This is a genomic window from Crocosphaera watsonii WH 8501, from assembly GCF_000167195.1.
Lineage (GTDB): Bacteria > Cyanobacteriota > Cyanobacteriia > Cyanobacteriales > Microcystaceae > Crocosphaera > Crocosphaera watsonii.
This window is the reverse complement of the sequence record NZ_AADV02000206.1, coordinates 1-6,653: the sequence shown is the minus strand read 5'-3', so window position 1 is coordinate 6,653 and position 6,653 is coordinate 1. Positions and strand designations below refer to the sequence as shown.

Here is a 6,653-nt window from a genome sequence, read left to right as displayed (position 1 = left end):
GGGACTCAGTCGTACGCACACATAGGTCACTGATGGGGAGTACATTCGTTTATGGGTTCCTGAAATAAGTTCTCTTGATACAGAATATTTAGTAACCGGAAAAATACCACCTTTAGAAGCGCATAGTTGTGGTTATCTTCAACCTATTGTCGATCATAAACAGCAACAACGAGAGTTTAAAGAACGATATAAACAGATTAAAAATTAGTTAGTTAATTAGGGTTTGCTGAAAAAGTTTCTCCAAAATTTATGCCACTTTTGACCAAGAATTTTCTGACAAATCAATAAGTTTTAGTACATAAAAATTGTTTAAAGTATAATCAAAATTAATGAAAGGCGGTTTGATGAGTTCCCCTGTTCTATTATTAGTAAATAAGGACAAAAAAAGCGACAAAAACTGCCTCAGAAGTTTAGAAAGATTGACAACTAAAAATGTAATAGCAATAGATGTAATGGAGGTTTCAGGGAGTTTTGTCATCACGAGATTTAGGCTAAATCTTCGTTTAGCTTGTCCAAACTTTCCCTCAATAGCATTACGGAAGCATTCATCGGAGTGGGCTTGTTTCTTTTCTTCTTCACTGACATTTTTCGGAGGTCTTCCTAACTTCGGACCACTGATTCTTATCCCTCTTTCCTTACACCAATTTCTGTTTTCCCTAGTTCGATAAATTTTATCTACATGGACGGATTCGGGATAATAGCCAAACGTTTCTTTATACTTTTCTACTTGTTCTTTAAAATGACAAGATTCATTGAAGTTTTCCAAACTTATTTTGTCTAGAAACACATAGTTATCTACACAGCTTACTGAGAGTTTAGCTCCAAACTCTATTGGTTTTCCTGCTTTTCCCCTCACTATTGGACGAATATGCGGTTGAGTTAAACTTACAATTCTTTGAGGAACACTCTGGGTCTTATTCTCCCACATTGACTGTTGTTGTTCATAAACTTTTTTGATAGTCTCTAGACAATTTTTCTGTCTTTTACTCAGATTTTCCAGGGAAGCCCCAGCTTGAATTAAGTCTTCTATATTTCCTAAATTTTTCTTAAGGTATTTTAACTGTTTCCCGATAGCTTTTCTTCTTTCTTGATAAGATACTTTTCGTTTTTTAGCTACTTTTAAGTATTCCTTTCTAGCAATTTTTCTAGAAGTTCTCGGCTTTTTTCTCAATTTTACTCTTAATGGTTTATAAAGATTATCTATTATTCTTTTTGTCTCAATTCTGGCTTGATTTAATATGCCTAAATCCGTTGGGTATTTGATGTCTGCTGGCGCACAAGTCGCATCTAAAATTAGTTTACCTTTATTTTTTATTTTTTCTCCTTTTTCTTGGAGACAATCCTTTTTTTTTACTTCTTTATCACTCTTGTCTATTTCTCTTTTTACTATTTTTTTATTGATTTTGTTTATCAATTCTCCATCAATTCTTTTCCTAAAATGAACTAGCATTGAAGATTCCAGTGGTGGCTCTTGTTGATAACAATTTAAACCTATAAAGTATTGTAGATAGGGATTTTCTCTAATCTGTTCTATAGTTTCTCTATCACTTGTTCCTAATTTTTCCTTAATAATTAATGTCCCTAATGCCATTCTAAATAGTTTGGCTGGCGCACCTTTTTCTGCTGAAAAAAGTTTAGCATATTCTTCCTCAAAATCATCCCAAGGTATCAACTCTGCCATGATTACCCAACGATTATTGGGGTGACAATTTGCCCTCGAAAGGTAATTCAAATTTTTCTGGGGGCGGTAAAGGTTGCTCCTCTTTTCGATACATTTGTTCTTGAGCAACAACTGGGAGGTGTTTCTACCAATTATAGCGGTTTGTAGCCGACAAAGCTGATCTTTTTTGCGATCGCGAATATGGGTGTAACCTTTTAAAGAATAGGGTTTTGCTTTTATTCAGCAAACCCTAATTAATTATCTCTTCAGTAGATTTTTGGAGCAGGGCATTTTTTTCATCGGAAACCTGCTTATATAAATCTAATTTTTCTGAATAAAATTCTACTTTTTCAGTTAATACAGTAATTTTGTCAATAATTGTAGAAAACTCTCTTTCTGTCACTGTTTTATACCTCTAGATAATACTAACTATCCCTATTATATTTCATCACTCAAAACAGCAGGGGACTAATCTAATTAACCCCCTACTACACATTATAGAACTCTCACTGAAAAATACTCAGCTATGAAAAATAGCCAATGTTTTATGTGAAAATCAGGTTACTAATTAATCAAAATAGAATAAAGTTACCAACTTTCTTTGTTCTTCTGCCTCTTCGCAAGTTTGTAACAAAGTATGACTATCATGAAAGGCAAAACAAATTAACTGCTGACAACGGGAAACAATTTCTCGGTTGCATAAAGCACTAGCTTCTCCCAAAGATAACCCATCATTTTCGGGGTTTTCTACTAAATGAATGACCCTCTCTAGTTGTTCTTTTGACTCTCTAGGCTGCTTGCTCAAACTTTGGGGTAAAATTACCGTTAACAGGTTGGGATCAGCCCGCATTGCCCCTTTAATAGCGGCTGCATTGGTTCCTGTTGCACCGGATGTCATCAAGCGGTTACCACCTAACACAAGGGCATAACTCATCATTTCGATTAACTGTTGATGAGTTATGGGAACGTGGCGCGAACCCAATAAGGCAATACGTTTTGAACCTGTTTGCTGTATAGCAGCGAGTTCCTGCGCCAAAGTATCTAAATTAGGAATATCAATTGATTGACTCAAAGATTTTCTCGTAGACTGCAAATAATCGTCTGCTATTCTAGCAAAGGTTTCTCACTTATTGAACTTTCTTTAATAATTTTTCCGAAATTGTGGGTATTGCACAAAAAAATACCCACAATTTCAAGAAGTGGGTTAAGCAGAATTCCCTCATCCTGCACAGCTTAGGGATGTGAAGTAACCCAACTTGCTTAGCTGAAGTTGGGTTACTTCAAGCAGAGGGATAGTTTAGTAGAGTCCGGGATTCAATCGATCGCCACCTTCGATTAATTCATCAGCAGGAGGTGTTACCACAAACTGATCGAAATTAGCTTCTAAACGCTGTTTTTGTCTTTCGCTGAGTCCAGGAATTTCTAAGACCTCTTCTACGCTATCATAAGGGGCGTTATTGATAATTTTAGAGGCCAAGTTGGGATAGAACCCACGAAGATCACGAAACTTGCGAATATGATCGTTATTTAAGTCAATTTTTTGCCCAAATTCTGTGGTTAACTTAGCATCGACTGGGTTTAAATTAGCCGCAACAGCGGAACCTACAAAACCCACGGAACTTATTAGTACCATTAAAATAGCAAAAAGACGAACAAGAGTTTTCATTACCATTATTCTCCTAAAAATGTGTGTTGACGTATTATGGACATGATTGACGGGAATAGCCTTGATCAGTGCGAAAAAATTTTAGACAATCTTAAGCTGCTTCAGGAACTATGATAGCTTAGTTTGTGTCTTTATTGCTCTACCAAACTGTTGACTTCCAGTAAAACTTCTCCAGCGATTAAGCGTTTAGCAGCATCTAATAACACTTCTTCGATGTAAGGCTTAACAAAATACCCCTTAGCACCTCGTTCCGCTGCGATACGCTGCATTTTCTGCGCTCCACGGGAAGTAATCATGGCAATAGGAATGGCAGAAAGCCTCTTATCTTCTTGGAGACGAGATAACAATTCTAACCCTGTCATTCTGGGCATTTCGATATCACAGAGAATCAAAGCACAAGATAATCCCCCCCGTAATTTTTCCCAGGCTTCTTGACCGTCTCTGGCCTGTTCTACCTCATACCCGGCCTTACTAAAGCTCATGGATAACATTTCTCGAACCATAACCGAGTCATCAATAATTAATACTAGGTTACTATCAGAAGAAGAAGGTTGCTCATCGGTCAAACTTGCTTGGGAATCAGACCTTAGTGAGGTTTTAGGTATGGGTTTTTTAGTGCTACCGGATAATAAAATTTCTCCCGATAGCATCCGTTCGGCTGCATTTAAGAGAGTTTGATCCGGACAAGGTTTTGTAAAGTAAGCCGTTGCGCCGAGTTTAGCAGCCACTTTCCGATGGCGATCAGCCCCACGGGAGGTCAATAGGGCTACAGGTAAGGAAGAAAGTCCGGGTTCTTTTTGTATATTGGATAAGAACTCTAACCCATTCATCCGGGGCATTTCAATATCACAGAAGACGAGATCACAAGGTAGTCCAGAACGAAGTTTTTCCCAAGCTTCTTGACCATCCCGAGCCTGTTCCACTCGATAGCCTGACTTACTAAAGCTCAAAGATAATAATTCTCGTACTGTAATCGAATCATCTACAATCAATACAGTAGGTTCACTCTGTTCTCCTGTCCAGGTTTCAAAGGCTTTATCCCTCTTCTGCCAGAGGCCATTACCGCTATCGGTACGTAACCTTCCTTGGGCAATGGCGATCAGTTCGAGAACATCCCCGATGGGCATAATGGTTCCATCACCCAGTACCGTCGCTCCAGCAATACCTGCAGGTTTAGGAATGGGTCCCTCGATTTGTTTAATAACAATTTCTTGCTCTCCGATCACCTGATCCACTTGTATGGCCAGTAAGCTTCCGGCACCTCTTAAAATAAGTAAAGATACTGTATCTTCTTCGTGTTTACCCCCATAAACGCTACTACGACCCAACTTCCGATTATAGGACAACAGGTCTTTGAGGGTATAAACCGGCAGACGTTGACTATTCCAAACCACGAACTGTTGTCCGGTTTCATCTTCTACTAAGTCTCTGGGTAGATAATCTTTCATGTCTTCTACCCCATCCATAGGAAAGGCAATACGGGCGCGATCGCTTATACAACAGAGGGCTTTACTAATACTGAGGGTTAGGGGTAGACGAATGGTAAAGGTAGTACCTTTGCCACGGGTGGAGTCAATATTCACAGACCCCCTAATGTCTCGTAAACTGGTGCGAACCACATCTAAACCAACCCCACGACCGGCAAAGTCATCGGCTTTATCACGGGTACTGAACCCTGGATGGAAGAGAAAGTCATAAATTTCTGTTTCTGAGAGGATATTGGCTTCTTCATGGGTAATCAGACCTTTTTCGATGGCTTTTCGTTTAACCCTTTCCGCATCGATACCACCCCCATCATCGGCAACGGTGATCACCGTTTGATTTCCTTGGAGAAAAGCCTGTAATTGTATTTGCCCTTCTTTGGGTTTACCTTGTTTTTGTCTAACTGCTGGTTCTTCAATACCGTGAGTAATGGCATTATTAACCAAATGGGTCATGGGATCGTAAAGTTGTTCGAGAATCATCTTATCGATGAGAACGTCTCGCCCTTCCACTAGCAGTTTGGCTTGTTTTTGTAATTTCCTGGAAATTTCCCGAATGGCACGGGGTAAGCGATCGGCGGTGTTCGCAAAGGGAACCATGCGAGATTTGGTCATCCCTTCTTGCAACTGGGTGGTCACTTGTCGCAGGTTCCGGGCAACTTGTTCGGTCTCATCTACTAAAAACTGAATGTCAGACGCTGACTCCCTGACTCTAACAATCAGTTCGATCATCTCTTGGGAGAGCAGATGGAAGCCAGTAAAGCGGTCCATTTCTAGGGCATCTAAATCTTTATCGTTTTCGTTATTATCTAGGTTAACCTGGTTGTTGTGGTTATTATTTTTCAATCCTAAGATATCTGGCTGCCCACTACGGCCTTGACCCCGACTGGCTAATAAAGCTCCTTCGAGTAGGGTTCGTTCGTATAAATCTTGCATTCGTCCCCCCACGTCACTGAGGTTATGGACTTGGTTGAGGAGGTTATCTAAGAATTGTCTGAGTCTTTCTTGATCCTGTTCTAAACTGTTACGTTTAACTACCAATTCCCCAATTAGGGTTTGCTGAATAAAAGCAAAACCCTATTCTTTAAAAGGTTACACCCATATTCGCGATCGCAAAAAAGATCAGCTTTGTCGGCTACAAACCGCTATAATTGGTAGAAACACCTCCCAGTTGTTGGTCAAGAACAAATGTATCGAAAAGAGGAGCAACCTTTACCGCCCCCAGAAAAATTTGAATTACCTTTCGAGGGCAAATTGTCCCCCAATAATCGTTGGGTAATCATGGCAGAGTTGATACCTTGGGATGATTTTGAGGAAGAATATGCTAAACTTTTTTCAGCAGAAAAAGGTGCGCCAGCCAAACTATTTAGAATGGCATTAGGGACATTAATTATTAAGGAAAAATTAGGAACAAGTGATAGAGAAACTATAGAACAGATTAGAGAAAATCCCTATCTACAATACTTTATAGGTTTAAATTGTTATCAACAAGAGCCACCACTGGAATCTTCAATGCTAGTTCATTTTAGGAAAAGAATTGATGGAGAATTGATAAACAAAATCAATAAAAAAATAGTAAAAAGAGAAATAGACAAGAGTGATAAAGAAGTAAAAAAAAAGGATTATCTCCAAGAAAAAGGAGAAAAAATAAAAAATAAAGGTAAACTAATTTTAGATGCGACTTGTGCGCCAGCAGACATCAAATACCCAACGGATTTAGGCATATTAAATCAAGCCAGAATTGAGACAGAAAGAATAATAGATAATCTTTATACACCATTAAGAGTAAATTGAGAAGGGATCCTCTAGATCGACACGCAGCATCAAGCTGCACTGCCGTCTTCTG

General features: G+C 39.0%; 4 protein-coding genes and 3 pseudogenes. 2 read left to right on the top strand and 5 right to left on the bottom strand.

Features of this window, described 5'->3' with window-relative positions; translation table 11 throughout:
- Nucleotides 1-31: 31 nt before the first annotated feature.
- Nucleotides 32-208: pseudogene (locus CWATDRAFT_RS34920) on the top strand (FAD-binding domain-containing protein); the annotation flags it as partial.
- A gap of 39 nt (nucleotides 209-247) precedes the next feature.
- On the opposite strand, the gene CWATDRAFT_RS34915 reads toward CWATDRAFT_RS34920, so the two are convergent.
- The 5 genes and pseudogenes from CWATDRAFT_RS34915 to CWATDRAFT_RS28705 all read right to left on the bottom strand — a co-directional run.
- A protein-coding gene (locus CWATDRAFT_RS34915) for an IS5-like element ISCwa2 family transposase (RefSeq protein WP_085961771.1) occupies nucleotides 248-1,775 on the bottom strand; the annotation gives its coding sequence in 2 pieces (ribosomal slippage) (nucleotides 248-1,702 and nucleotides 1,704-1,775; 1,527 coding nt in all).
- 135 nt (nucleotides 1,776-1,910) lie between these two features.
- Entirely contained in the window at nucleotides 1,911-2,063 is a 153-nt protein-coding gene (locus CWATDRAFT_RS37840; protein WP_157134200.1) for a hypothetical protein, read from the bottom strand.
- A 165-nt stretch (nucleotides 2,064-2,228) separates the two neighbouring features.
- Nucleotides 2,229-2,732: a hypothetical protein gene (locus tag CWATDRAFT_RS28715; RefSeq protein ID WP_007313187.1), complete on the bottom strand. Its 504-nt coding sequence runs from the start codon at nucleotides 2,730-2,732 to the stop codon at nucleotides 2,229-2,231.
- 225 nt (nucleotides 2,733-2,957) lie between these two features.
- Entirely contained in the window at nucleotides 2,958-3,326 is a 369-nt protein-coding gene (gene psbU / locus CWATDRAFT_RS28710) for a photosystem II complex extrinsic protein PsbU (RefSeq protein ID WP_007313186.1), read from the bottom strand.
- Nucleotides 3,327-3,457: 131 nt separating this feature from the next.
- Nucleotides 3,458-5,860: pseudogene (locus CWATDRAFT_RS28705) on the bottom strand (hybrid sensor histidine kinase/response regulator); the annotation flags it as partial.
- Nucleotides 5,861-5,995: 135 nt separating this feature from the next.
- Here CWATDRAFT_RS28705 and CWATDRAFT_RS28700 point away from each other — a divergent pair.
- Nucleotides 5,996-6,595 (top strand): annotated as a pseudogene (locus CWATDRAFT_RS28700) (transposase); the annotation flags it as partial.
- Nucleotides 6,596-6,653: the final 58 nt, after the last annotated feature.

Excerpts from the sequence above, each read along its gene's own strand:
- psbU (WP_007313186.1), bottom strand. The coding sequence starts at position 3,326 with ATGAAAACTCTTGTTCGTCTTTTTGCTATTTTAATGGTACTAATAAGT.